The sequence below is a fragment of the Methylobacterium pseudosasicola genome (genome assembly GCF_900114535.1).
Taxonomy (GTDB): Bacteria; Pseudomonadota; Alphaproteobacteria; order Rhizobiales; family Beijerinckiaceae; genus Methylobacterium; species Methylobacterium pseudosasicola.
The window spans coordinates 1-23,935 of the sequence record NZ_FOTK01000021.1 but is presented as its reverse complement, the minus strand read 5'-3'; the positions used below and the strand labels follow the sequence as shown (position 1 = coordinate 23,935).

Here is a 23,935-nt window from a genome sequence, read left to right as displayed (position 1 = left end):
GAGCGGCCACAGAGCGTCGCACACGCTCCGTGTTCATACATTGCAAGTTTTCGAGCCATCCGAAGGCTGGTTCAGTTTGTGCCGCTTGCCAAGAAATCGAAGTCACAGCCCTCCGGGGCCTGAGTGACGCTGCGCCGGTAGAGCGCTTTGTAGCCCCGGGTCGGGGCTGGCGGCGGCCGGTGGTCGGCGAGCCGCCGTGCGATCTCGTCCTCCGCGACTAGGAGGTCGATCCGCTTGTCCTTGATCGACAAGCGGATGCGGTCGCCGTCGCGCACCGCCGCGAGGGGCCCGCCGATCGCAGCCTCGGGCGCCACGTGCAGGACGATCGACCCGAACGCCGTGCCTGACATCCGCGCGTCGGAGATGCGCACCATGTCCTTCACTCCCGCCCGGGCGAGCTTCTTGGGAATCGGCAGGTAGCCCGCCTCCGGCATGCCCGCCGCGTGCGGACCGGCATTCTGCAGGACCAGCACGTCGCCTGGCGCGACGTCTAGGTCGGGGTCGTCGATCCGCCGGCTCAGGTCCTCCAAGCCGGTGAACACCACGGCCCGGCCCTCAGATTCGAACAGCTCAAGCGTCGCCGCCGCACGCTTGAAGATCGCGCCCTCGGGGGCGAGGTTGCCCTTGAGCGTTACCAGCCCACCGAGCGGCGAGACCGGATTGTCCGAAGCGCGGATTACCTTCCGGTCGACCCATCCGGCCGGCTCGTCGAGCCGCTCGGCGAGCGTGCGGCCCTCCACGTCCACCGTGTCGAGGTGGAGGAGCGGGCGCAACTCGCGCAGTAGCGCGCCCATGCCGCCGCCCGCATGGAAGTCCTCCATATAGCCATCGCCCACGGGCTTAAGGTCGACCAGCACCGGCGTCTCGTCCGAGATCTGGTTGAATCGCTCGGGCGAGATCCGGATGCCGAGGCGCCCGGCGATGGCAGTCAGATGGACGATGGCGTTGGTCGAACCGGATACCGCCATCAGCACCCGGATCGCGTTCTCGACCGACTTCTGCGTGATGACCTGCGACGGCCGGATCTTTGTCCCGATGAGACGCACCGAGGCGCGGCCGGTCTCTTCCGCGGCGACCAAGCGGTCGGAATGCACCGCCGGTATCGCGGCCGTGCCCGGCAGCGACATGCCCAGCGCCTCCGCGATACAGGCCATGGTCGAGGCCGTGCCCATCACCGCGCAGGTGCCCTGGGTCACCGAGAGCCGGCCCTCGACCTCGGCGATCTCCTCCGCATCGACCGTGCCGGCCCGGTACTTGGCCCAGAAGCCCCGGCAGTCGGTGCAGGCCCCGAGGCGCTGGCCCTTGTGGCGACCGGTCGACATCGGGCCGGTGACGAGCTGAATCGCCGGCAGGTCGGCGGAGGCCGCTCCCATGAGCTGGGCCGGAACGGTCTTGTCGCATCCACCGATCAGCACCACCGCGTCCATCGGCTGGGCCCCGATCATTTCCTCGGTGTCCATGGCCATCAGGTTGCGGTACATCATGCTGGTCGGGTTGAGGAAAACCTCGCCGAGCGACACGGTGGGGAACGGCCGCGGAAGAGCGCCGGCTGCCAGCACGCCACGCGAGACTGCCTCGACGAGTTCCGGCATGCCGCGGTGGCAGTTGTTGAAGCCCGACGGCGTCATGGCGATCCCGACCACCGGCTTGTTCAGGAGACCCGGCGAGATACCCATCGAGCGGGCGAAGGAGCGGCGCAGGTAGCGGGCGAAGTCGCGGTCGCCGTAATTGGTCAGGCCCCGGTCGAGGCCGTGGGGTTCATCCGACATAAGCGTTTCCTCTCCAGTAGCTTTGTTATTGCGAACCGCCGGTCGAACGGCTTCGAAAATTCACTCCCAGGGCTTCCTCGAAGACGCGTACCATCGCACCCTTGTCTTTCGCACCGTGCCCCTGGAGCAGCGCGGTCTGATAAGTGGCGGTCGCGGCCGCCAGCACCGGCATCGGGATCGTGCGGGCCGCCCCGAGTTCGGCTGCGCTCACGAGGTCCTTGTAGGCGTGCGCCAGCGGGTATCCGTCCCCGAAGTGGCCGCGCAGGATGCGCGGGATGAAGAACTCGGAGGCGTGGCTGCGTCCGGTCCCGCTGTTGACGACCTCCCCTACCAAGTCGGGATCCAAGCCCATCTTCGCGGCCATCGGCAGTATTTCCGCGAGGCCCGCTGCATTAATGTCGAAGAGAAGCTGATTCACGAGTTTGGTGAGCTGTCCGCTCCCGGCCGGCCCCATGTGGAGGATCTTGCTTCCGATCTGAGACAGGATCGGCCGCACTTGCTCGAAGGCTTCGGCCGTTCCGCCGCACATCACGGTCAGCGTACCGTCGACGGCGCGCGCCTCCATGCCGGAGATCGGGGCGTCGAGGAAGGCGATGCCGCGCGCCTCCAGGGTTTGCGCGATCGCGATGGTCGCCCCGTACGCGATCGTGCTGAGGTCCACGACCGTCCGGCCGGGGCCGAGGCGTTCGACGAGCAAGTCGCCGCCGACAACGGCCTGCACGGTCTGCGCGTCAGGCAAGCACAGGAACACAAGCTCCGCGTCCGCAAGATCGGCGACGTCGCTGGTGCAGCGTGCTCCCTTCTCCCGGAACTCGGCGAACCAGCGGTCGCTGCGGCTGCTGACGATCAGGTCATTGCCGTGCTTGAGCAAGTTGTGGGCGATCGGACGCCCCATCTGCCCTAGGCCGACGAAGCCGATCCTCATGAGAGTTCTCCGGCAAAAGTCGTTTCCATTTCGCGCCGGATCTTGTAGGCCGAGACGGTCTCGTCCACTTCGACGTCGTCCCAGGTCAGAGCCTGATCTTTCGCCACCGGCCGCACAAGCTTGAGCTTGTGAGCGAGGCCGAGCGGCAGGATCCGCTGCTCCAACGAGCGGCGGGCGGGTACGAGCTTACCGTAGACCGTGTAGCCGCCTTCGCCGTCCAGCATTTCTCCAGCCTGAAGATTGCGCTTGGCGGTGGCGGCGACGTCGGCGTTGAAGTAACGGCCGTAGCCGGTCGGCTCGTTGCGCAGGCCGATCGAGGCGACCGAGATGCCAAGTTCCAGCCCGATCAGGTGCCAGCGTTTGTAGAGCGACATGTAGCGACCGTCCGGGTCGGTCACGACCTGATATTCCTTGAAGCAGCGACGAATGTAGTCCGTGTCACCCTCGATGCAGACCCAGACGCCCTTGCGGATGTCGTAGGGAAGCGGTGTGCCGTCCAGCCTGAGCGACGAGGCCACCTCGACGATTCCCTTGCGCTCCAGAACTCCGCCTTCGCTGCGCGGTCGCATCACGGTGGGGATCTCATCGATCGAGCAGGGCGGGAACTGAAGGCCCTCCTCGGGCGCCTCAAGGCCGGTGGCGTTCGCGATGGCGGTACTCTCGATCGCGGGCTTGGAGCCGTCGAGGAAGGCGTTGAACATCTTCGGGTTCATGCCGCCGATCCGGGCCTGCTCGGCCGTGAGGCCCCAGAAATCCCAGACCGTGTCGGGCGTCGACTCGCGGAACTTCGGCAGCCACTTGTGGCCGCGGCCGGCGGCGACGACCGGGAAGCCGCAGGTCCGAGCCCAGTCCACCAGATCGCAGGTCAATGCGGGCTGGTCGCCGTAGGCCATGCTATAGAGCGTCCCGGCCTCGCGCGCCTTGCGCGCCAGGATCGGCCCGCAGAACGCATCCGCCTCGACCGTCACGTTGATGACGGGTTTGCCGTGACGGAAGGCGGCGAGGCAGTGCTCGACGGCGGCGATCGGGTTGCCGGTGCACTCGACGACGATGTCGATCGCGGGATGGCCGATGAGGGCCTCCCAATCCTGGCCGACATGCGTGTTGCCCCGCTTGATCGCCTCGTCGATGGAACTGGCGGCGCTGCGGTCGGCCTCCCAACCGACGCGCTCAAGGTTCGCGCGGGCGTTCGACACCGAAAGGTCGGCGATCGCGGCGAGATGGACGCCGGGGATCCTGGGAACCTGCGCGAGGTACATCGAGCCGAACTTGCCGGCCCCGATGAGTCCGACGCGCACGGGCGTACCGGCAGCAGCGCGCTCTTGGAGCTTCGTGAAAAGGTTCATCGATTCTTCCTCCCGGATGGCTCGCAACTCGTCGTTGGAAGCCCGCCCGGCAGCAGACGGGCGAACTCGGCGCGGTTGCTCGCGTTGCGATCGCCATCAAGGAAGCGAGTTCGGGAAGCCGACGGTCGGAAGCAGCACGTGCTTCCGCAGGGACGGCTCCGGAGATCGCTGCTGTGATCCTCAGATAGCTTTCTTGGCGTCACCTTCCGTTCGGTTTCGCAGAAGGGCAATTTCCGGTTGGGAAGCACCGCCATCGCGGCTCGGCATGGCGCAGGAACAGAGGCCTCGGCCAGGGCCCGTCGCCGTCAGGCGTCAGGACAGAGACAGGCGAGGAGCGCTCGTGCGGAGCGAGGTAGGGCGGCTTCGTCGCGAAAGGCCGCCATCAACGATCGACTGGCCCAGGCATCCCGAAGTTCGAGAGCCACGAGCTTGTTGTTGACGAGGTAGGGCAGGACGGCCCCCTGGGGCAGGATGGCGATGCCCAGTCCGGCCTCCACCATGCGGCGGATGCTGTCGAAGCCGAAGACCTGCACGCGCATCCGGACTGGCAGGCCGAGCCTGGCGCTCTCTTCCATGACACGCGCCTGGAGTGAACTGCCCTCCTGGAGCCCGACGTGATCGTAGGCGCTGGTCTCCTCCAGCGTGATGGCCTGCCGTCCGGCCAGGGCATGGCCTGTGGGCACGACGACCATCAGCGTGTCGCGCCGGTAGGTCCGCTTGCACAGATCGACCGGTCCGATGTGGTCGGAGTAGACGCCGATGTCGGCGAAGCCGTCCTTCACCGCGTCGACGATACGCTGGCTCGTGTCCTCCCGCAGTTCGATCCTGACGTCCGGAAACTGTTGCGTGAACACCGCGAGGTCCTCGGGAAGGAATTGCGTGACCGCCGAGGTGTTCGCCCACAGCCTCACGTGACCCTTCTCGCCCTCCGCGTAGGTGCTGAGTTCCGCCTGCAACTCGTCCGCGGTCCGCGCCATCAGCTTGGCGTACCTGTAGAGCGCATGTCCCGCCGGCGTTGGCTCCACCCCTTCACGGAGCCTGTACAGGAGCGCCGTCCCGGTACGGGCTTCGAGATCGGAGATGCGCTTGCTCACGGCGGAGGCCGCGATGTTGTGCAGGCGCGAGGCCTGGGCGATGTTTCGGTGCTCGACGACCGCGGCGAACAGGCGGAGGGAAACAAAATCGAACTGCATCGTCGATTGCCCGTCGATCAACCGATGCGCGTTGCCCACGCGCCAACCTCCCGGGGGCGTTCACACGCGGTACGATCATAGGACGGGTGCGTGCTCCTGAGCGAGCCGCACACGTCGAAGGGGGCGTACAAGGCGCGGCAATCGTCTCCCGCGATGGCAGCCGTTCCGAAACGGCACTTCCGATTCCGCACGCTTGCCGGATGATGGTTTCTGCACCGTCAAGCGCCGGCCTCTCAAAGCAACGCACGGCACGCGGATGCAATCATGGGAGAAACGCATGGGCGCGACAGCCGTCGCCGTGCCAGTCGATGCCGTGCGCTCGACGAAACGGCCCTTCTACAAAAACCTCTATGTCCAGGTCCTGACCGCGATCGCCCTAGGCGTCGTATGCGGGCACTTCTACCCGAGCTTCGGGGAGTCCTTGAAACCGTTGGGCGACGTCTTCATCAAGATGGTGAAGATGATCATCGCCCCGGTGATCTTCTGCACGGTCGTCCACGGGATCGCCAGTGTCGGCGACCTGAAGAAGGTCGGCCGCATTGGCGTAAAAAGCCTGATCTACTTCGAGGTGCTGACCACGCTGGCGCTTCTCATCGGCCTCGTCGCGATGAACCTCACCCAGCCCGGCGCCGGGATGAACATCGACCCCACGCACCTCGATCCGCAGGCGATCGCCTCGGTCTCGAACAGCGCCAAGAAGGGCATGGGTGTCGTCGACTATTTCACGCATATCGTGCCGAACACCTTCGTCGGCGCCTTCGCCGAAGGCGAGATCCTCCAGATTCTCTTCATCTCGATCCTCTTCGCCATCGCGCTCAGCATGGCGGGCCCGAAGGTCCAGCCGCTGGTGGACATGATCGACTTGGCTGCCAAGGGCCTGTTCGGCGTGGTCGGCATCATCATGAAGTTCGCGCCCCTGGGCGCCTTCGGCGCGATGGCATTCACGATCGGCAAGTACGGCATCGCCTCACTCGTGCCGCTGCTGCACATGATCGCGATCTTCTACCTGACGTGCATCGTGTTTGTGGTCGTAGTCCTCGGGGCCGTCGCGAGATTGGCTGGCTTTAGCATCTTCAAGTTCCTCAGGTACATCCGCGAGGAGCTGCTCATCGTCCTCGGGACGTCTTCCTCGGAAGCGGCGCTGCCGCGACTCATGGAGAAGCTGAAGCGTGCCGGTTGCGGCGAGTCGACGGTCGGCATCGTCGTGCCGTCCGGCTACTCGTTCAACCTCGACGGAACCTGCATCAACCTGACGACGATGGCGATCTTCCTGGCCCAGGCCACGAACACGCCGCTCGGCTTCGAAGCCCAGCTGGTCCTCGTCGGCGTCCTGCTCCTGACCTCGAAGGGCGCGGCCAGCGTCACCGGCGGCTCCTTCGTCGTTCTCGCCGCGACCCTCGCTTCCCTTCACTCGATCCCGGTCGCCAGCCTCGCCATCATCCTCGGCGTCTATCGCTTCATCTCCGAGGGCGGGGCGCTGGTGAACGCCGTCGGAAACGGGGTGGCGGCGATCGTTGTGGCGCGTTGGGAAGGCGATCTCGACACCGCGCGCCTCCACGCCGCCCTCGACGGCCGGCTGGTCGATACCCAGGAACCGTCGGGCATCTGACGCCCGGCCGGCAACGACCTTCGAAGAGCAGGAGGCACCTCTTGAACCACAGGGACCTTGACCGTCGCGCACTCGTCGGGGGCGTCCTCGCCCTCGGCCTGCTGCCAACCATCGAACAGGCTTCCGCAGCACCGGACACGATCGCGATGAGAATCACCCGAATCGACCATCTCGTTCTCACCGTCGCAGACGTCGACAAGACCTGCGACTTCTACAGCCGTACCTGCGGCATGGAGGTCGTCGCCTTCGGGCAGGGCCGCAAGGCGCTGAAGTTCGGTGACCAGAAGATCAACCTGCATCAAGCAGGCCGCGAGATCGAACCGAAGGCCGCCCGGCCGACACCTGGCTCGGGCGACTTCTGCCTGATCACCGACGTCCCGGTGGAGGACGTGAAGCGCCACGTCGAATCGCTCGGCATCGCGATCGAGGAGGGCGGGATCGTCGACCGCACGGGGGCCAATGGGCCGATCCGCTCGGTCTACTTCCGGGATCCCGATCGCAACCTCGTCGAGATTTCGAACTACAAGGATCGAGGCTGAGACGATGACCGACGTCGACGGCAATCCCGGGATCCTCTCCGGCCTCCGCATCCTGGAGATCGGCCATTTCGTGGCCGCCCCCTTCTGCACCCGGCTCCTCGCGGACCTCGGCGCAGAGGTCATCAAGGTGGAGCCTCCCGCCGGCGATCCGGTCCGTTCCTGGGGCGTCCAGATCGACGGCGTATCGCCCTGGTGGTCGATGCACGGCCGGAACAAGCGGTGCATCACGCTGAACCTGAAGCATCCCGAGGGCATCGCCATCGCCAAGGCACTCGCGGCCAAGAGCGACGCCCTCATCGAGAATTTCCGGCCCGGCCAGCTGGCCAAGCTCGGCCTGGGGGAAGACGTCCTCCATGCCCTCAACCCTGGTCTCGTCGTCGCCCACATCTCGGGCTTCGGCCAGACGGGGCCCGACCGCGACCGCGCGGCCTTCGGGGTCATCGGCGAGGCGATCGGCGGCCTCCGCCATCTGACCGACCACGCTCCCGGAACGAGCGACCTGCCGCCGGTTCGCGTAGGCGTCAGCATCGGCGATTCGCTCGCGGGCCTCTATGCAGCCTTCGGCGTGATGGCGGCCCTGTGGAATCGTGATCGACGCACTCGCGAGGGCGCTTCCGAAGCGCCGCCACGAAGCATCGACGTCGCCCTGACCGAGGCGGTGCTTTCGATGATGGAGGGCGTGGTGCCCGATTACGGCGTCCTCGGACAGGTGCGCCAGCCGACCGGGTCCCGGATCGCGACGGCGGCCCCGACGAGCGCCTACCCGACCCGGGACGGCAAGTGGATCGTGATCGCCGCCAACTCACAGCCGTTGTTCGCGAAGCTCGCCGCCCTGATCGGGCGCCCCGACCTCGTGGACGACCCGCGCTTCCTCACCAACGTCGAGCGGGTTGAGAACGTCGAGGCGCTCGACGCGACCATCGCCGATTGGACACGCTCGCAGGAGGCGAACGCGGCGGCCGAGGCGCTGGCCCGCGCCGACATCCCGGCGACCCTGGTCTACACGGCCGCAGAGATCGCGGGCGACCCGCAATTCCGGTCACGCGGGATGGTTCGGGAAGTCGAGGACCCGCACTTCGGCAAAGTCCTCCACGCCGGCATCGTCCCGCACATTCCGCAAGCCCCGGGCAAGGTCCGCTGGCCGGGTCAGCCCGTCGGGTCGCAGACCGAGACCGTCCTGAAGGAGATCCTCGGCCTCGACGCCGCCCGCGTCTCGGAACTCCGCGCCTCCGGCGCCCTCTAAGAAGGCAAGATCCATGGTCGAGATCATCGAAGTCGGACCCCGGGACGGTTTCCAGCCCATCGGTCCTTTCATCCCAACCGCCGAAAAGATCGCCCTGATCGAGGATGCGTTCGCTGCCGGGCTGTCGCAGATCGAGGTCACGGCGTTCGTCAGCCCGCAGGCGATCCCGCAACTGGCCGACGCCGCGGAGGTGCTCCAGCATGCCTTGGGCATACCGGGCCTAGAGGCACGGGTATTGGTGCCGAACGCGCGGGGGGCGGAGCGGGCGCTCGCCGAGGGGGCTCGCTACCTCGTCTACGTGATCTCGGCCTCGGAGGCGCACAACCGGAACAACGTCCGCCGCTCGGTCGAGGATTCGATCGCCGCCTACGCGGACGTCGTCGCCGGCCTGCCGGCCGACGTCGCCGTGCGGCTCAACTTGGCGACAGCTTTCGATTGCCCCTTCGACGGCATCGTACGGGAAGACTTGGTCGTCAGTCGTCTGGAATCGATCCTCACGGCACGCGAGAACGTGGAGGTGGGCCTCTGCGACACCACCGGCCGTGCCAACCCGCGCGCCGTCGAGAGCCTCGTCCGTCGCTGCGTCGAGCGGTTCGGCAGCGGGACCCGGTGGGCGTTTCACGGGCACGATACCTACGGGATGGGCCTCGCGAACGCGTACGCGGCATACTCCGCAGGCATCACGGTCTTCGATGGCGCCTTCGGTGGATTGGGCGGGTGTCCCTTTGCGCCGGGCGCGACCGGCAACACGGCGACGGAAGACCTCGTCTACATGTTCGACAGCATGGGCCTGCAGACCGGCGTCGAACTGGATGCCCTGACGACCGCCGCGGTCCACGCCGCGGCGCTGCCGGGCGCGGCTTCCGGAGGCCGCGTGCGTACGGCGCGCCAAGCGAGCTGCGCTTGAGGTGACCGACCCTCATGGCCAGGCGGCACATCGAGCGTCGCCCGCCATGCCTTCGACGGGCGGCGCAGCTGCAACGCACCGTGTTGCGCCGGGCGGTCCACACGCCAAGTGGCAATAGAAATAAAACACAAAACACAGGAGGAACCATGTCGACGTCGACCGAAGTCGCGGCTTCCGCCATGCGGAAGATTACGATCCGCTTTGTCCCGCTTCTATTTATATGTTTCATTGTCTCGTTTCTCGACCGCGTAAACGTCGGCTTCGCCGCGTTGACGATGAACAAAGATCTCGGATTCTCAGCTTCGATCTTCGGCTTCGGAGCTGGTCTGTTCTTTCTCACCTACGTCCTGTTTGAGGTCCCCTCGAACCTGATGCTGGAGCGCTACGGCGCCCGGGTCTGGATCGCCCGGATCATGATTACCTGGGGGCTTGTCTCGGCGTTGACGGCCTTCGTGGCCGGCCCTCTGAGCTTCTATGCGATCCGGCTGCTCCTCGGCGCGGCCGAAGCCGGCTTCTTCCCAGGCGTGATTTTCCTCCTCCTGCACTGGATCCCCCCGTCCTTCAGAGGTCGCGTCGTCGGGACGTTCATGGCCGCAATGCCGGTCGCGAGCGCGCTCGGATCGCCGGTGTCCGGCCTCCTGCTCAACATGGACGGGATCCTAGGCCTCCATGGGTGGCAGTGGCTGTTTCTGATCGAGGCCGTGCCCGCGGTGCTGCTCGCACCCGTCGTCCTGTACGTTCTCAGCGACAAACCTGCCGACGCCGCTTGGCTGACCGATGCCGAGAAGGCGTGGGTCCAGCAGCAAGTGTCGTCCGGCCTCGGGGCCGGGGTCGGACACGGCCATTCCAGCCTACGCGCTGTCTTCACCGACCCGCGCGTGCTTCTGTTGGCCCTCGCATGGTTCGGCCTGACCGGCATCAATTACGGTCTGAGCTTCTTCCTCCCGCAGATCGTCGCGGCCTTCGGGCTTTCCCTCGTCGCGACCGGCTTGTTGAGCGCGGTGCCCTTCGCTTTAGCCGGCGTCGCCATGGTCGTGTGGGGCAAGCGTTCAGACCGGATGCGGGAGCGCCGCAACCACATCTACCTGCCGGCCCTGCTCGCGGTCGCCGGCCTGATCGGAACTGCCTACTCGTCGCTCCTGGTGACCAAGCTGGCGTTCCTTTGCATAGCCGCGATAGGCGTGTTCTCGGCGCTTCCCCTATTCTGGTCCCTGCCGCCGATGGTCCTCTCGCCCGCCACCGCGGCGGCCGGCATCGCCCTCGTCAATGCGCTCGGCAATCTGTCCGGGTTCGTTCAGCCCAACATCATGGGCTTCTTGAAGGATCGGTTCGGTGGATTCGAGGGAGGATTGCTGTCTATCGCCCTGTTCGCGCTGATCGCGGTCGTCTGCATCTGGAGCATCGCGACCCGGCTTGGGGTGGGCGCGGTCGAAGCTGACCCGGCCCTGGCCCGGGCTGGCGTGGAGCACAGCTGATGAAAGACCAGCATCGAGACGGCCCAGGCGATCGCGCTCCAGCCTACGAGGTCCACGCGATCAAGTACGCCGAGCTGAAGGGTCGGCCCGCGACCGACATCTTCCTCGGGGTGGATCCTCACGAAGCGGCCGTCGACATGGACTACTTCGTCTGGTTGATCCGATCGGCCGAACGAACCATCGTGGTCGATATGGGCTTCACGGCGGAGGTGGCGGCCAAGCGGGGGCGCACCTTCCTGCGTTGCCCGGGCGAGGGGCTGCGGTGCCTCGGCGTCGACCCCTGGACCGTGACCGACGTCGTCGTCACCCATCTCCACTACGATCACGTTGGCAATTACGCCTTGTTTCCGGCTGCTCGGTTCCACGTCCAAGATCGCGAGGTTGCGTTCGCGACAGGTCGCATGATGCGGCACCGGTGCCTGTGCGCCGCCTACGAGCCGGATGACGTGGCTGCACTAGTCAAGACGGTGTTCCAGGGTCGGGTCGAGTTCCACGACGGCGACGAGGAGATCGCGCCGGGCATCTCGGTCCACCTCGCCCCCGGCCACACCGCGGGCCTGCAATTCGTCCGGGTCGCGACGCGCAAGGGTTGGCTCGTGCTCGCCTCGGACGCCTGCCACTACGGACGCCACCTGGACGAGAACCTCGTCTTCCCTCTCGTGACGAGCGTACCCGACCTAATGGAGGGCTATCGCCGCCTGCGCAAACTCGCATCCGATCGGGCCCTGATCGTTCCCGGGCACGATCCGGCGGTCATGACATCTTATCCCCGATCCTTGGACGATCAGGCTCTTTGCGTCAGGCTCGATTGATTCGCCCCGGGGCACGATCCGCTTGCGCCTCGCCGGGTTGCTACCTTCCAATCATGCCGGAGGCTCTCCTTGTCTTCCATAAAAGATCCAGGCCCAGCCGCCGTGCCGCGCCCCTACGACACCGCCGCCCGGCCGCCGTTGCGCGACCTGACGGTGATCGACCTGTCCCGGCTCGTCGCCGGTAACATGCTGAGCCTGATGCTCGCCGATTTCGGCGCCGAAGTAGTGAAGGTCGAGCGGCCCGGGCGCGGGGACACCCTGCGCGACTGGACGGACGGCGGCCAGCCCCTCTACTGGAAGGTGTACGCGCGCAACAAGAAGAGCCTTACGCTCGACTACAAGACTCCGGCCGGCAAGGAGGTCCTGACCCGGCTCGCCGCGCAGGCTGACGTACTGATCGAGAGCTTTCGCCCGGGCGTCATGGAGCGCCTCGGCCTCGGCCCCGAGACCCTGCTGGCCATAAATCCGCGGCTCGTCTACGTCCGGGTCTCGGGCTGGGGCCAGACTGGCCCATACCGGAACAGGCCGGGCTTCGGCAGCCTGATCGAGGCGATGTCGGGCTTCGCGGCGAAGACGGGCTTCGCCGACAAGCCGCCGATCATGCCCAACATGGCCCTCGCCGACATGGTGGCGGGCATCCAGGGCGCCTACGCGGTCATGGTCGCCCTGCGCGTCGCGGCGGACACGGGCAAGGGTCAGGTGGTCGACGTCTCGCTCCTGGAGCCACTCTTCGCCACCCTGGGTCCGGACGTGGCCATCGCCCGGGTGACCGGACGCGCACCCTCGCGAGTAGGCAATCGCACCTCGATCTCGGCGCCGCGCAACATCTACCCGACGCGGGACGGGGCTTGGGTCGCCCTCTCGGCCTCGACGCAGGACATGTGCGTGCGCTTGTTCAGGGCGATCGGCCGGGCTGACATGATCGACGACCCGCGCTTCCGCACCAACTCCGACCGCCTGGATCACGCCGACGAGATCGACCGGGTGGTCGGCGGCTTCATCGCCACCATGGATCTCGCCGACGCGCTTGGCTTCTTCGAGGCGGCCGAGGTGACGGTGGGACCAGTCTATGACGCGGCGCAGATCATCCATGACCCTCACGTCATCGGGCGGGGGGTCGTGGTCGAGATGGAGGACCGCGACGTCGGGGCCCTGCCGATGCACGGCATCGCGCCGCGCCTGTCCGAGACGCCCGGCGCCATCCGCACGCCGGCGCCGGACTTGAGCCAACACACCGACGAGATCCTGGAGCGCCTCGGTTACGACGCGCAGGCCAGACGTCGGCTCGCCGAGGAAAAAGTATCGTGAACTGGACAGAGATTGGCACCTTCCTGTTCATCCCGGCCGACGCTGAGCGGATGGTCGCCGGGGCGCACAAGCGTGGCGCCGGGGCGATCATCCTCGACCTCGAAGATGCCATCGCCCCGTCCAACAAGGACGCGGCGCGGGGGAAGCTTGCGAGTTCCGTGGCGATCCTCGCCGAGCACGGGCTGACCGTCGTCGTGCGGGTGAACAATGATCCCGAGCGCCTCGTCGACGACATCCGTGCGGCGGTGCTGCCTGGGGTCCATGCCATCATCCTGCCGAAGGTCGAGACGGCAAGCTTCTGCCAATACGTGGACGGTGCGCTCTCCGTGGCCGAGCGGGTTGGCGGGTTGGCCGAGCGCAGCATCGGCATTATCGCGGTTATCGAGCACCCAGCCGCGATGCGCGCCCTCGACGGGATCGCCGCCGCGACGCCGCGCATCGTCGCGCTTGGCTTTGGCTCCGAGGATTACGCCTTGGCTATAGGCACAAAGGCGACGTTCGAATCCATGGCCATGCCGGCCCAGGCTGTCGCGATCGCGGCGCGTGGGCGGGGCCTTGCGGTCTTCGGCGTGCCGGGATCCGTCGGCGTCATCGACGACGAGCCCGCGTTCAAGGCCCTGGCGCGTGCCGCGAACGCCTTCGGCTACACCGGCATCCTCTGCATCCACCCGCGACAGGTCACAATGGCCGACGAGGCGTTGGCCCCCTCGGCCGGGGAGGTGGCGAAGGCCCGACGTATTGTCGAAGCGTTCGACCGTTCGGTCGCGAGCGGCAGCGGAGCGGTCGCTGTCGACGGACAGATGATCGATGTCCCCGTGGCGCTCCAGGCGAAGCGGATCCTGTCCCTCGCGGACCGGATCGGGGCCCGCCAGCCATCATCGCCCGCCTAGGTCGGATCGGGCCGCCGGCGATGCCCTCGCCTCCGCTCTCGATGGACGTACCGAACCGGCGGCTTCCGCAGAGCCGACTAGCGACCAGCCGGCACGGTCACCGGCTCGCCCGGTCCTGCGAGGGGAAAGCCGTCGCGAAGCGGCGACCGGTGGCCGGTCCCCTGATGCTAGGTGAGTTCGAAGACCAAGGACTTTAGTTCGGGAATGCGCGCTAAGGTCGGAGTCGACATTTTGAAATGGGGACCCGCTTCGAGGAGCGGGCGGATCCGCCGAGCAATCAGGGAGCGACGCCCGAGCGCCAGGTGCTGGCAGCGATTGCCTAGCAGCGATTGGGGCCGGTGGCGCATTAAGGGTCCCCCGGATCCTGGTCCGGTCGAAAGGTGAGCCTCTGGGTCAGGGTCAACGGGGGCTGGACAGCAGGGTCGCGTACGGAAGGGATCATCGATCCACGGAACGGTGGGCCCACGGTCCCGAATGTCGTCGGGGCAGCCGAGGAGCTTCGGGTTCCGGTCTCGCGAGCCCGTACGAGAAGGCGGGGGGACCAGGGTCAGCGAGCCGGCGCCGGCCTCGGGATCCGAGGCCGTTCCAGGCTCGCTTCGGACGATGATGTCGTCGTCGACAACGTGACATGAACGGGCGCAGGTCCGTACGGCGGCCCTGCGCCCGTGGCCGCGAGCCCCCGTTCGCGAACGCCGCGAGCCGTCGCGGATCCTTCGCGCCCGTCCACCTCCGCCGTCCGGCGCGCAAGCACGCGTCGGCCGCCTCGCCGCCGGGCATTCCCGACCTCAGCAATTCACTCGCACCTGCCACGCCGCCTCGGAAAGAGATAACTCCAAGCTGGGTCCGCCGTGCGAATCGAGGCCCTCGAAGCCGTTGGCCGTCTCCAGGACCAAACCGAAGGACAAGCCTTCGTCCGAGAAGATCTCCCAGGCGCGCGACACCGGCTTGACGGGACGTCGTCTCAGCCTCGTCGCCGGATGGTCGGCCCAGGAGGCCAATCGGTCGACGATGACGGGAGTCGCGGACCCTTCGACGGTATCCGCGCCGTAATGAAGCGGCGCACTGGCCAGGATCAATGCCGGCGTCTCGACGGGAATCGCGGGGCCCGGCCCGTCATGCCGGCCGCGCCGTCGGAGCTGCGTCGGTGTACCCGCGACCTTGATGCCCCCGTGCCCCGGGAGCAGCACGATGTCGCCGGCGGCGAGACACTCGCCGACAAAGGTGCCGAGTTCCGTCAAGTTTGCCCCCAAGGGCCGACCGTCGTCCGCCCGTCGGATCACGGCCAGCCCGTCGATCTCCAGCGCCCGGAAGACGTATGCCCAACGGGTCGCGAAGACCTGTCCCAGGCTGCCGTCGACCTGCAGCGGGGAGTCGCCCGCCTTGATGGTCCGGCAGACCAGGTCCAGGGCCGCGGACCGGTCGCTTCGCTCCGGCGCGAGATTGTCGTTGTCGCCTCTCGTCATGGGTCTCACGGGGGTCGTCGCCGCTTCATGGGTGGGGGGATGCCTCGACGATGTCGGCGCCCGGGCGCGATGCGCCATGGCAAAGACGGTCCATGGTTAACGCGACGCCGACTCATCCACCGATAACGATGGGGGGCGAATGACGACCGATCCGAAGTGCCGCTTCCGCCCACGGGGAAGCCGAGCAGGACGACCGATCCTGGCGCGGCGGCGAGCGCCCGCTCCGCCATTGCCGTAAGCGTATCATCCTGGCCCAGGTCTGCATGCGACAGGGGCGCATACGCCTACAGGCTGAGTTCAACTTCGCGCCAGAGGTCGTCGTCGAGCATGGATCCCGGGACCAGGATCAAGGCCATGGCGATGCCTCGTTGCGTTCAGTTAGGACCCCGCATTAGTGGCATGGCGCGAGCGTATGAGGATACGGTCGAGTGCAGGTCAATCCTGGCGGCAATCGGAGCTCAGGCCGATCGGGAGGTTCGAAGACCTTCCGGGCACCTGCCGGCCCCGCAGTCGTGTAGATCGCCGGTGCTTCGCATTCCACTTGTAATCCTGGCCGATCAGCCCCGCGAAAAAATTATTGGAAGATCATTTGGGCCGCGTCGAATGTCCGGCAACCCTCTTCTTCAGATGCGGAGCGGACTGGCAGCTTTCGGCCAGACTACGCTAGGCCGGATCGTTATCGCGCGCAAAACCGGACGTTCGGCTTGGCGCCCATCCCGGCCATTCAGCGAGCTATGACAACATCCCGTAAGCGGACGCTACAGGCTGCCAACCGCCATTCGAGCAAGTGCAGCTTCGGTGGCCTACAGCGCGACGCTTGGCGGGCTCGTCGCGCTTGCCCAGATCTGCGTCAAGCTTGCAAGAAAGTTCGCCCGCTTCGACGCCTGAGCGTCAGTCGCCGGGCGCCTGGCCTCCGCTCCCGAGCAGGAAGGCCACGTCGAGGTCCGGGAACTCAAGGCGGCGCTCCGGCATCTCCCGGCGACCCAGCGCGAGGCGCTGCTCCTGATCGGGGCCCAGAGCCTGACCTACGAGGAAGCGGCCGAAGTCTGCGGGGTCGCGGTCGGGACGATGAAGAGCCGGGTCAGCCGCGCCCGCGGACGGCTGGTCGAGTTGCTCGGCACCGACGGTGCGGTCGACCTCGGGGTCGGCGCCGCGACCCTGGCAGCGGTCAGGGCGGCGTGAGCCTCGTCGTTCGAGGCGGCGTTCCGGAAGGGCCGGGGCATGCCTAGCCCCCGTCCACGATCTCGTCGGTGTCAACGGTGACCCCGGCCAGCGGCGCGGGCCCGAAGCTCGTCGTGAGCGCGCACTCCGTGCCGTCGAGACCGTAGGCCATGACCATGCGTCCGATCCGGGGCGGTTGGCGTCCCCCCCCTGTAATCGAGGCGCAGCCGTCCGTGCACGTAGTCGACGATGGCCCGGACGCCGGGCCAGCCTTCCGCGGTAGGCCCGAACACGTTTCAGGCGGTCTGCGCGCGCGGCGGCACCGCGTTGGCGTCGGCCGGGGCGAGTTGATATGACGTTCCCGAGGTGTACGGCGCTCCCGGCAGCCGCTGCACGGTTGTCGACAGCCATACCGTGCCGATGGAACACGGCAGCGACCGTATCATCGAGATCGTCGACTGACCGTGGCTTGCGAGGCCCTGGCTTGACGCCCCGGCCGCTCCCAGCCCCGTTGACGGCTCCGGAGATGCCTGCGTTCTAAAGCAGGAACCGGAGGCAGGCCGCAACGGCGGTCGTCGAGGCAAGGGGCATCCCCAACACTGGGGCCATGGTCCCGGCGCGCATGCCCGGTGGCTCGTTGTCGTTGCTCGCGAGATTGGCGAGGGTCAGGTTCCAGCGAGCGACGTCCGTCTCGGGGTTGGTCGCTCGGGATACGTTCGCGTCGGTCATGGTTTAGCCTCTCGAACGAACGCCCCCCATAGCACGGGACGAGGCGCCCGTCCGCCGCGCGACGCCCATTTTGGAATGCCTACCGGCCCGCAAGTGCACGCACTCCACCGAGCGCCGGCGGGCCGTCATCCCTCGGGCGGCAGCACGAAGTCGTCGGCGACCTCCACGGTTTGGACGTCGAACTGCGCGAGCAGCGCCGTGCCGAAGCTCGTCGAGATGGCGACGTCGGTGGCGTCGCGACCGCGGGCTATGACGACCCGTCCGATTCGTCTGGCGTCGTGCCGGGCGTCGAACGTGTACCAGCGCGGCCCCCGCGGGCCGTCGAGGTAGACCTCGAACCACGCGGAGAAATCCATCGGGTTCGGGTCGAGCGGCACGCCGATGTCGCCGAGGTAGCCGGTGCAGTACCGGGCCGGGATGTTCATGCAACGGCACAGGGTGACGGCGAGGTGGGCGAAATCCCGGCAGACGCCGACCTGCTGGCTGTACCCGTCGAAGGCCGAGCGGGTGGCGTCGGCGAGTTGATAGTCGAACCGGATGCGCTCGTGCGCCCAGGTGACGATGGCCTGCACCCGGCCCCAGCCCTCGGGGGCGTTGCCGAACAGCGACCAGGCCGTGCCGGCGAGCCTGTCGGTGTCGCAATAGCGCGAGCCCAGGAGGTAGACGAGCACGTCGTCCGGCAGGTCCTGGACGGCGATCTGCCGGGCGTCGGGCGCGTAGGCGTCGGGCTCGCCGCTGTCGGCGATCAGGAAATCGGCCGAGACCGTGACGCGACCGCCCGGCGCGAGCAGCCGCACGCAGGTGTTGCCGAACCCGTCCGTGTAGGTCCGCATCGGCACCGGGGGATCGACGCGCATCGCGTCCGAGGTCAGCAGGTCGTGGGTGCGTGAGGGGTGGACGTTCAACTGGTAGATGATCGGCGTCGGACCGAACGTGTCGTAGCCGATGATGTATCCGGCCCTGATCCTCATGTTCGTACCCGTGGTTGGGAGGTTCGCCGCCCCATTCGGTTCGGCGGTGTCCGTCGATGCTTGCATGTGCCGTGCCCCACCCGGGGGAGACCGACTCAAAGCGTGAGCAGCAACGCGGAGTACCCGGCGGCCCCGAGCGCGAAGGCCCAGAACCGGCTCTGCCGCTCGCTCGGCACCTCGTCCTTGAGGACATTGAGGATCACGCCGCCGCCGAGGAAGGCCGTCAGTGCGGCGATGGCCGCGTCCGACACCACCGTCACCGCGCCGACGAGGAATCCCGCGACGACGGCGGCGACCAGGACCCAACGTCCGGTTCTGCGGTATGCCGCCTTGTGGTCGTCGTTCAGGCCGTAGTCGGTGACCACGAAATGCAGGGCCATCGCCACGGTGAAGAACCCCAGGGGGGCGATGCCCGTCGTCTCGCGATGCAGGAGGAGGTAGCCGACGAGCCCGTTGTAGAGGCGGAAGGACGCCATGTGGATCCAGAACACCCCGGCCCCGGTGCCGACGTCGGCCGTCGGGGCGGAACCCCGGGCGTCGGTGACCGGGATGCCGGCACGGCGCGAGCGGTCGACCTTGGCCAGCCTGTCCAGCCCATAGAAGGCCATCAGGCCGCCGAGCGCGATCAGGTAGACATGCCGCTCCGAGAAGCCCCCGAGGGTGCCGCCGGCCATGCGGCCGACGCTGGCCTCGCCGCTGGCCAAATCAGGCAGGAAGTGCACGAAGACGTAGGCCACCGCGACCCCGCCGGCCGCCGACAGCCAGACGCTCCGGGGTGAGCCGTCCAGGAAGCGCAAGGACGGCGTCACGACATGCACGGCTGCAAGCACGACCGCCGCCAGGGCGGCGAGGACCAGAATGGGTGTCGTCATCCCGAACCGGTTCAGTTCGCCTTGGGTACGACGGCGGGTGCCGGCGACTGGGGCGGAACTGTGGGCACGGCCATGGGCGGGGGCTGATCCGAGAGCTTCTGCCGCGCATCGGCGAGCTGGGCCTGGATAGCCGCGAGTTCCTGCCTCGTCGTCGCAAGGCGATCCTCGACGACGGCCATCTCCTTGTTGCGGCCGGCCAGCGTCTCGGTCAGCGTGGCGAGCTGCGCCTGGGTGTCGGCCTGCCGCTTCAGGAGTGCCTCCACCGCCGAGTTCGCGCCATTGCGGTCGGCCGTCAGCTTCTGGACGGCCTGTTCGGCCTGCCCGCGCTCCGAGATCACCCGGTCGCGCTCGGACTTAGCGGTGGCCAAATCGGTTTGGGTCGACGCCAGTCCGTCCCTGGCCTGCTGCAAGCGCTGCCCGGCCCCGGCGATCTCGGCGGTCAGCTTATCCTTGTTGGCATTCAGACCGGCGATGGCCTGTTCCAGGTCGCCCCGTTGCTTCGTAACCTGCTCGGTGGCGGTCCTGGCGTCGGCAAGTTCCTTCTGGGCCGAGGCCGAACCTTCCCGGGCCTTCTGCTGGCTCTCCTCGGCCTTGGCGAGATCGGTGGTCTTGGCCGTCGCTTCCTGGGACATGGCGGCGATGTCGGCACGCAGCTTGGCTTCCTGCTGGCGCGTCTCCTCCAGGCGGCGCCCGACGTCGGCGAGCTCCTTCGTGCGGGCCGTCGCCGCCTGCTCGGCCGCGGTGGTGGCTTCCCTAATCGGCGCGAGCTTCTGCTCGGCCTGGGTGACCTGCGCCTGAAGATCGGCCAGCTTCCTAGCCTCCGCCTCAGATGTGGACTTCGCCTCCGCCGCCTTGTCCTCCGCTGTCTGCCGCTCCGATACGAGGCTCGCTGACTTGGCCTTGGCCTGCTCGCCGGCCTGGGTCGCGTCCCGGTCCTGTTGCTGGGCCGAGGCGATCCTGGCCTGGAGCGGGGCCAAAGTGCCGGCGGTCGACCGCTGCTGGTCGAGGTCCGTCTGGAGGGCTGTCCGCTGTCCCTCCAACTCGCCGATGCGGTGGTTTCTAGCGCTGCGTTGCTTGGCGCCGGCGATGGACGCCACGACCAGCCAGAGAAGCAGCACCGCGGCGATGACAGCCAGGCTAAACGGGAGGGGGCGGCGCAGTTCCGAACGGTAGTCGATGGCCATAGTGGTCTCGCGAGCTTGAGGGTGGTAGGGTCAGGTCAAGGCGGCGGCCTCGCCCGGGGTCGGTTCCGCGCCGGCGGCACCGGCTTCGGGACCACGGGGGGGCGTGCCCGACCCGGCATGCGTCGCCCCGACCAAGGAGCCGATCATCGTCAGCAACGTGCGGTGCTCCGGCGATCCACTGCCGGAGGCGAGGAAGGCCGTCAGTTCGATTCGGGACGGCATCCTGCCCGATGGTCCGTTCGGCTCGTGGAAGACGAACACGTCCACCGGGTCGTCGCCGCGGCAGAGGTACCACCGGTCGCCGTTGGAATTGGCGTGGATCGGCGTGCGCATGACCGGCATCCCGACGTCCCCCGCGCCTAATATTCGACCGGCTTGATGCCGGCCTTCTCCAGGCGCTGCTCCAACTCGGCCGGCAGAGCCTGCACCGCCTGCCGCACGGGCATCTGGACCACCGGATCGAGGGCGCGCATCGTGGAGTACAGCCCGGCTGCGGCGGCCCCCCCGAGGAGCGGGGCGAGCACGAACAGCCAGAGCTGACCCACCGCGTCCCAGCCGGCGAACAGGGCCGGCCCGATGCTGCGGGCCGGGTTGACCGAGGTGTTGGTCACCGGGATCGAGACGAGGTGGATCACGGTCAGCACGACCCCGATGGCGAGCCCGGCGAAACCCACCGGCGCCTTCAGGTCGGTCGCACCGAGGATGGTCAGGACGAGGAGCGCAGTCAGCACGAACTCGACGATGAACGCCGCCGCCATGTTGTAGTGGCCCGGCGAGCGCGCGTCGTAGCCGTTCGAGGCGAAGCCCGAGGCGACGTCGAAGCCCGGATGCCCCTGCGCGACGACGTAGAGGACGTAGGCTGCGACGACTGCGCCGAGGACCTATGCCGCCATGTAGCCGGACAGCCGGGCCGCGTCGAACTTCCGGCTCAGCGTCAGGCCCAGCGTGACGGCCGGGTTCAGGTGGCAACCGGAGATCGGCCCCAGCGCGTAGATCATCGCCATGAGGACGAAGCCGAAGGACAGGGCGACCCCGGCGTAACCGATGTGGTCGGCCGCCAGGACCGCGCTGCCGCAGCCGCAGAACACCAGGACGAAGGTGCCGATGAACTCGGCGAGGTACGGTCTCATCGGGGTCGAGCTCCGGAGGGGGCGCAGCGTCGGTGGAGGGCCTTGTGCGGTGCGCGCACGCCCGAGCTCGGGGAACGGGGCTCAGCGAGCCGGAACGGCCCCGCCGGGGGTGTACTGGTCGATGGCGCCAGGGAGGGTGCGCGACAGGCGCGTCATGAGCTCGTCGTGCGAAAGCCCGGTCCGTTGAGCGATGGCGTTCAACAGTTCGGGGCCGAGCGCCTGTCCGACCTCGTGCGGGGCCATGTTCCGGTTCTGACCCTGCCGGACCCAGGAATCGGCGGTCTCGCCATGCCCGTTCTGCCGGAAGTGGTCGACGAGCTGGCCGATGCCGCCTCCGAGGAAGCCACCGGCTCCGCCGGTGCCCAGCGCCTTGCCGATGTCGGCCAGAAGGCCCCCGGCGCCGCCTGGGCCCGGACCGCTCATCGCCGTGCCGGCCTGGGGATGCTGGCCGGAGCCGGCACCGCCGAGCATCTCAGCGATCTTGTCCTTGTTCTGGTAGCCCGCCAAGGCGAGCAGGCCGAGCAGGGCGGTCATGGAAGGATAGCCATCACTCATCGTTCGTCTCCTTGGCTCTGGAGGCGTCCCCGACGTTCGGGGACGTCCTTGTTTCCGGCTCGGTCGCCGTGACGGCCCCGGAGGTGTGGGCCGAAGCCTAGACGCGTCGCCCGGCGACCGAGGTGACGGCGCTACGATCCCCCAGGAGACCCTTCGCGCCGCCGCGGCCTGCGAGGAAGGCGGCGAGCGCCCCGAGGATCAGCGCCAGCGAACCGAACAGGGCGCTCTGCGACGCGACCCGCGCGGTGGCGTCCGCCGCCTGCTTGGCCTGCTCCTTGGCCTTGGCGACCGTGTCCTTGTACTGCTGGACGTACTGCTGGACCTCGGTCCGAGCCTGTTCGACCGGCACGCCCTTGGACTTGGCGAGCGCCTGGGCCGCCTTCTCCTGCGCGTCGGCCTGCTGGGCCGCGTCGCCGGTCACCGCGGCACGGACCGCGGTCACGGCCGCGTCCTTGAGCGCCTGCGGGTCGTTGCCGGTGTTGGCTCGGACCTGGCCCTCGACGCCGGAGAACGGGTTGTTCATGCCCGGCAGCGACGGGGCGGCGGCCTGGGCGGCGGTCTGGACCGAACCGCCCACGAGGTTGCCGGCACCACCCAGGGTGCTGGTCATGGCGCTGAAGGCGCCGCTGGCCACACCGCCCACCGCGGACGACAGGAGGTAGACGACGACGAGGGTCGAGACCGCCCAGGCCACGAGGCCGTGCAGGCCGCCGGTGTTGAGGGCGGGCTTGCCTGCGAGGCGGCCGGCGAGCCAGCCGCCGGCGGCGGAGGCGAGGATGCCGGAGATGACGAACCAGATCCCGGCTCCGGAGGAAAGCGAGCCGGCGGTGGGGGTGCCGTTGCCGGCCGGGTCGACGGTGGACAGGCCGATGCCGAGCCCGACCATGTTCAGGATGATCTGGGCGACCAGAGCGATGACGGCGCCGGCGAAGATCGCGCCCCAGGCGACCTTGTGGACAGCGACCGTGCGCAGGTCGTCGGCGGGCGAGACGCCCGTGTCGTAGGGGCGGTCGCGGTCGAGCCGCGCCTTGTCGGTCGTCAGGGCCATCGTGTCGATCCAGTGCTTGTCGAGGATTGCGCAAGACATGCATCGGGACGGCACGTCGACAGTCCAAGCGTTCCCGTCGGGCGATGTTCCGTCGATTAACATTTGGACGTTCTGCTTATGGGGTGCCGCCCTCGGAATGGTCAGGACACGAGTCCGGAGTCCGCAAGGTTTTTTCCGCGCCTCCCGGGAAGGCGCTCGGGCCCAGGTCGAGGCGATGGGACGCTGTCGTCGTCATCGTGGATGTCGGATACCTGCGGCGGGCGATCTCCTCGTGCAGCGAGCCGGTCGAGCTTCGAGCGCCCGCCGCAAGGACGGTCCGCATCGCCGTGGCCGCAGTCATGCCCCGCACGGCGAACCCGTCGGCCGACCCTCGCGGTGACGGTGGACCGTGGGTTCGGCCAGCAAATCTGAGTCTCGTGCGCCCAGGATGGGGGCGCCGCTTGTGGAAAGGCGGCGCTCGGTTGATCGGCCCCCACGGGGTGGTCCAAGGTTAAAGTTAGTGCACGGTTGGCCGCTCCACCACGGGTAGCTTGGCCGGCGGAGCTGGTCGGGCGAGCGCAGCCGGCCAAGCGGTGAAGGCTGGCATGAACACTTCCGGTGCCGGCGGCCGGTATCCCAGTGAGGCGTGCGGGCGTACGGTGTTGTAGTGCCGCCTCCAGCTTTCGATCACGATCTGCGCCTCCCTGAGTGTGTAGAAGATTTCGCCGTTTAGAAGTTCGTCACGAATCCGTGCGTTGAAGCTTTCGACGTAGCCATTCTCCCATGGTGAGCCTGGAGCGATGTAAGCCGTCTTGGCTCCGACGCCG

General features: G+C 67.8%; 22 protein-coding genes and 1 pseudogene. 9 read left to right on the top strand and 14 right to left on the bottom strand.

The genetic code is table 11. The annotated features are described in order from the left end of the window. Positions 1 to 71: 71 nt before the first annotated feature. The 4 genes from BM228_RS19390 to BM228_RS19375 all read right to left on the bottom strand — a co-directional run bounded on the left by BM228_RS19390 (position 72) and on the right by BM228_RS19375 (position 5,272). Complete coding sequence (locus tag BM228_RS19390; protein ID WP_092043189.1) at positions 72 to 1,769, bottom strand: dihydroxy-acid dehydratase; 1,698 nt, start codon at positions 1,767 to 1,769, stop codon at positions 72 to 74. A gap of 25 nt (positions 1,770 to 1,794) precedes the next feature. After that, a complete protein-coding gene (locus tag BM228_RS19385) occupies positions 1,795 to 2,694 on the bottom strand; it encodes an NAD(P)-dependent oxidoreductase (protein WP_092043187.1) in 900 nt (299 codons plus the stop codon). Further along, positions 2,691 to 4,040 carry an NAD(P)H-dependent oxidoreductase gene (locus BM228_RS19380; RefSeq protein ID WP_092043186.1) on the bottom strand — a complete coding sequence of 450 codons (1,350 nt, stop codon included), beginning with the start codon at positions 4,038 to 4,040 and terminating at the stop codon, positions 2,691 to 2,693. Before BM228_RS19380 ends, BM228_RS19385 begins: the two co-directional genes overlap by 4 nt. A gap of 305 nt (positions 4,041 to 4,345) precedes the next feature. Further along, the gene (locus BM228_RS19375) at positions 4,346 to 5,272 is read right to left on the bottom strand and encodes a LysR family transcriptional regulator (protein WP_092043184.1); all 927 of its coding nucleotides are present in this window, start codon (positions 5,270 to 5,272) and stop codon (positions 4,346 to 4,348) included. 238 nt (positions 5,273 to 5,510) lie between these two features. On the opposite strand from BM228_RS19375, the gene dctA reads away from it, so the two are divergent. The 8 genes from dctA (at position 5,511) to BM228_RS19335 (ending at position 14,016) form a co-directional block, all read left to right on the top strand. Beyond that, positions 5,511 to 6,842: a C4-dicarboxylate transporter DctA gene (dctA, locus tag BM228_RS19370; RefSeq protein ID WP_092043182.1), complete on the top strand. Its 1,332-nt coding sequence runs from the start codon at positions 5,511 to 5,513 to the stop codon at positions 6,840 to 6,842. 146 nt (positions 6,843 to 6,988) lie between these two features. Continuing rightward, entirely contained in the window at positions 6,989 to 7,381 is a 393-nt protein-coding gene (locus tag BM228_RS19365) for a VOC family protein (protein ID WP_092043333.1), read from the top strand. 4 nt (positions 7,382 to 7,385) lie between these two features. Further along, on the top strand, positions 7,386 to 8,624 hold the full coding sequence (locus BM228_RS19360; protein ID WP_092043181.1) for a CaiB/BaiF CoA transferase family protein: 1,239 nt from the start codon (positions 7,386 to 7,388) through the stop codon (positions 8,622 to 8,624). A 13-nt stretch (positions 8,625 to 8,637) separates the two neighbouring features. Then, positions 8,638 to 9,531: a hydroxymethylglutaryl-CoA lyase gene (locus BM228_RS19355; protein WP_092043179.1), complete on the top strand. Its 894-nt coding sequence runs from the start codon at positions 8,638 to 8,640 to the stop codon at positions 9,529 to 9,531. A gap of 146 nt (positions 9,532 to 9,677) precedes the next feature. After that, positions 9,678 to 11,006 (top strand): MFS transporter, encoded by a 1,329-nt coding sequence (locus BM228_RS19350; RefSeq protein WP_092043178.1) that lies wholly within the window; start codon positions 9,678 to 9,680, stop codon positions 11,004 to 11,006. Next, a complete protein-coding gene (locus BM228_RS19345; protein WP_092043176.1) occupies positions 11,006 to 11,818 on the top strand; it encodes an N-acyl homoserine lactonase family protein in 813 nt (270 codons plus the stop codon). Before BM228_RS19350 ends, BM228_RS19345 begins: the two co-directional genes overlap by 1 nt. Positions 11,819 to 11,887: 69 nt before the next feature. After that, on the top strand, positions 11,888 to 13,126 hold the full coding sequence (locus BM228_RS19340; protein ID WP_244537218.1) for a CaiB/BaiF CoA transferase family protein: 1,239 nt from the start codon (positions 11,888 to 11,890) through the stop codon (positions 13,124 to 13,126). Next, positions 13,123 to 14,016 carry an HpcH/HpaI aldolase/citrate lyase family protein gene (locus tag BM228_RS19335; protein WP_092043173.1) on the top strand — a complete coding sequence of 298 codons (894 nt, stop codon included), beginning with the start codon at positions 13,123 to 13,125 and terminating at the stop codon, positions 14,014 to 14,016. Before BM228_RS19340 ends, BM228_RS19335 begins: the two co-directional genes overlap by 4 nt. Positions 14,017 to 14,801: 785 nt before the next feature. Here BM228_RS19335 and BM228_RS19330 read toward each other — a convergent pair. Next, a complete protein-coding gene (locus tag BM228_RS19330) occupies positions 14,802 to 15,557 on the bottom strand; it encodes a hypothetical protein (RefSeq protein ID WP_139234124.1) in 756 nt (251 codons plus the stop codon). 828 nt (positions 15,558 to 16,385) lie between these two features. On the opposite strand from BM228_RS19330, the gene BM228_RS19325 reads away from it, so the two are divergent. Then, positions 16,386 to 16,661, top strand: a complete 276-nt coding sequence (locus tag BM228_RS19325; RefSeq protein ID WP_092043170.1) for a sigma factor-like helix-turn-helix DNA-binding protein — start codon at positions 16,386 to 16,388, stop codon at positions 16,659 to 16,661. A gap of 516 nt (positions 16,662 to 17,177) precedes the next feature. On the opposite strand, the gene BM228_RS19320 is transcribed toward BM228_RS19325, so the two are convergent. The 9 genes and pseudogenes from BM228_RS19320 to BM228_RS19280 all read right to left on the bottom strand — a co-directional run. Beyond that, on the bottom strand, positions 17,178 to 17,369 hold the full coding sequence (locus BM228_RS19320) for a hypothetical protein (protein ID WP_092043169.1): 192 nt from the start codon (positions 17,367 to 17,369) through the stop codon (positions 17,178 to 17,180). Between the two features lie 125 nt (positions 17,370 to 17,494). After that, positions 17,495 to 18,340 carry a transglutaminase-like domain-containing protein gene (locus BM228_RS19315; RefSeq protein ID WP_092043167.1) on the bottom strand — a complete coding sequence of 282 codons (846 nt, stop codon included), beginning with the start codon at positions 18,338 to 18,340 and terminating at the stop codon, positions 17,495 to 17,497. A gap of 95 nt (positions 18,341 to 18,435) precedes the next feature. After that, on the bottom strand, positions 18,436 to 19,212 hold the full coding sequence (locus BM228_RS19310; RefSeq protein WP_092043166.1) for a hypothetical protein: 777 nt from the start codon (positions 19,210 to 19,212) through the stop codon (positions 18,436 to 18,438). Between the two features lie 11 nt (positions 19,213 to 19,223). Then, complete coding sequence (locus BM228_RS19305; protein WP_208612063.1) at positions 19,224 to 20,396, bottom strand: coiled-coil domain-containing protein; 1,173 nt, start codon at positions 20,394 to 20,396, stop codon at positions 19,224 to 19,226. 30 nt (positions 20,397 to 20,426) lie between these two features. After that, positions 20,427 to 20,729: a hypothetical protein gene (locus tag BM228_RS19300; RefSeq protein WP_244537217.1), complete on the bottom strand. Its 303-nt coding sequence runs from the start codon at positions 20,727 to 20,729 to the stop codon at positions 20,427 to 20,429. Between the two features lie 26 nt (positions 20,730 to 20,755). Continuing rightward, positions 20,756 to 21,553: pseudogene (gene aqpZ, locus BM228_RS19295) on the bottom strand (aquaporin Z). 54 nt (positions 21,554 to 21,607) lie between these two features. Then, complete coding sequence (locus BM228_RS19290) at positions 21,608 to 22,081, bottom strand: YidB family protein (protein ID WP_092043163.1); 474 nt, start codon at positions 22,079 to 22,081, stop codon at positions 21,608 to 21,610. Positions 22,082 to 22,178: 97 nt separating this feature from the next. Further along, positions 22,179 to 23,129, bottom strand: a complete 951-nt coding sequence (locus BM228_RS19285) for a PhnA-like protein (RefSeq protein WP_244537216.1) — start codon at positions 23,127 to 23,129, stop codon at positions 22,179 to 22,181. A gap of 496 nt (positions 23,130 to 23,625) precedes the next feature. Next, positions 23,626 to 23,935, bottom strand: a 310-nt coding sequence (locus BM228_RS19280) for an integrase core domain-containing protein (RefSeq protein WP_139234123.1), incomplete at its 5' end; no start/stop codon positions are given.

Bases quoted from the DNA above. Each gene is read 5' to 3' on its own strand.
- BM228_RS19390 (WP_092043189.1), bottom strand. From the start codon at position 1,769: ATGTCGGATGAACCCCACGGCCTCGACCGGGGCCTGACCAATTACGGC.
- BM228_RS19385 (WP_092043187.1), bottom strand. From the start codon at position 2,694: ATGAGGATCGGCTTCGTCGGCCTAGGGCAGATGGGGCGTCCGATCGCC.
- BM228_RS19380 (WP_092043186.1), bottom strand. From the start codon at position 4,040: ATGAACCTTTTCACGAAGCTCCAAGAGCGCGCTGCTGCCGGTACGCCC.
- dctA (WP_092043182.1), top strand. From the start codon at position 5,511: ATGGGCGCGACAGCCGTCGCCGTGCCAGTCGATGCCGTGCGCTCGACG.
- BM228_RS19365 (WP_092043333.1), top strand. From the start codon at position 6,989: ATGAGAATCACCCGAATCGACCATCTCGTTCTCACCGTCGCAGACGTC.
- BM228_RS19360 (WP_092043181.1), top strand. From the start codon at position 7,386: ATGACCGACGTCGACGGCAATCCCGGGATCCTCTCCGGCCTCCGCATC.
- BM228_RS19355 (WP_092043179.1), top strand. From the start codon at position 8,638: ATGGTCGAGATCATCGAAGTCGGACCCCGGGACGGTTTCCAGCCCATC.
- BM228_RS19350 (WP_092043178.1), top strand. From the start codon at position 9,678: ATGTCGACGTCGACCGAAGTCGCGGCTTCCGCCATGCGGAAGATTACG.
- BM228_RS19345 (WP_092043176.1), top strand. From the start codon at position 11,006: ATGAAAGACCAGCATCGAGACGGCCCAGGCGATCGCGCTCCAGCCTAC.
- BM228_RS19330 (WP_139234124.1), bottom strand. From the start codon at position 15,557: ATGGCGCATCGCGCCCGGGCGCCGACATCGTCGAGGCATCCCCCCACC.
- BM228_RS19320 (WP_092043169.1), bottom strand. From the start codon at position 17,369: ATGACCGACGCGAACGTATCCCGAGCGACCAACCCCGAGACGGACGTC.
- BM228_RS19315 (WP_092043167.1), bottom strand. From the start codon at position 18,340: ATGAGGATCAGGGCCGGATACATCATCGGCTACGACACGTTCGGTCCG.
- BM228_RS19310 (WP_092043166.1), bottom strand. From the start codon at position 19,212: ATGACGACACCCATTCTGGTCCTCGCCGCCCTGGCGGCGGTCGTGCTT.
- BM228_RS19305 (WP_208612063.1), bottom strand. From the start codon at position 20,396: ATGGCCATCGACTACCGTTCGGAACTGCGCCGCCCCCTCCCGTTTAGC.
- BM228_RS19300 (WP_244537217.1), bottom strand. From the start codon at position 20,729: ATGCGCACGCCGATCCACGCCAATTCCAACGGCGACCGGTGGTACCTC.
- BM228_RS19290 (WP_092043163.1), bottom strand. From the start codon at position 22,081: ATGAGTGATGGCTATCCTTCCATGACCGCCCTGCTCGGCCTGCTCGCC.
- BM228_RS19285 (WP_244537216.1), bottom strand. From the start codon at position 23,129: ATGGCCCTGACGACCGACAAGGCGCGGCTCGACCGCGACCGCCCCTAC.